This is a genomic window from Oleiphilus sp. HI0043, assembly GCF_001634935.1.
This window is the reverse complement of sequence record NZ_LWEY01001402.1, coordinates 1-864: the sequence shown is the minus strand read 5'-3', so window position 1 is coordinate 864 and position 864 is coordinate 1. Positions and strand designations below refer to the sequence as shown.

The window sequence follows — 864 nt, the reverse complement described above, 5'->3', positions numbered from 1 at the left end:
CCAGAGGAATTTTTAAGGTGAAGCAGGTGCCTACTTCTATCTGGCTCGTGACGCTGATTGTGCCGCCTAGTTTTCTTAAATATTCACGGCTTTGGTACACGCCGATTCCCATACCCGTAAGGCCTTTGGTACTTTCAAAAGGCTTAAATAATTGGTTCTGAATGAACTCTTCGCTCATACCAATGCCGCTGTCTTGTATAAAAAGAAAGATATGCTCGGAAGTTTGCTTGCTGGCAATGGAGACCTCTCCTGCTTTGTCGGTCGCATCTATGGCATTTTGAACGATATGCCCTATTGCGGAACGCAGTTGTTCTTTGTCTGCATGTATCCATATTGGCTGCTCAAGTGCTTCTAAAGACGGGGATGGGCTAGATTTTTTATGACTTTGGTAGATCTCTAGCAATATTTCACCTAGCTCAACGGAAGCTTCCTCATTGTTCTGGTTTGGATTATGAATTTGCTGTAGCAGGTGATCCATTTTCTCGACTGTATGGCTTGTCGTGCGAATCATATCGTCAACAAAAGCAGGGTTGGATTTGTGCTTTTCGGCATTCTTAACGAGCAAAGATAGCTGCGCGATAATGGTCTTTATATCATGAACCAGAAAGGCAGATGCTTTATTTACCGCTTCGAACTGCATGGCAGTACCTAGCTTTTCCTGAGAGTCACTTTGAACAATGTAGCTACATGCTTGCTGAGAAACAATTTTCAACAGGTCGTAATTCTCCCAGTTTAGGTCAATCGTTGCGATGGGTTCACATAGCAAGACTAATCCGGATAGGTTTTCACCGACCCCAAGGGGCAGAATCAGCCATGGGTGCTCGAGGTGAAGCATGCTTTCCGGAATTTCGATCAGCTTATATT

1 protein-coding gene is annotated in these 864 nt (G+C 44.2%); it reads right to left on the bottom strand.

Annotated features, from left to right (window positions below; all coding sequences use genetic code 11):
- Positions 1–864: XrtA/PEP-CTERM system histidine kinase PrsK (gene prsK / locus A3729_RS19390; RefSeq protein ID WP_156498031.1), on the bottom strand; the 864-nt coding region annotated here is incomplete at both ends.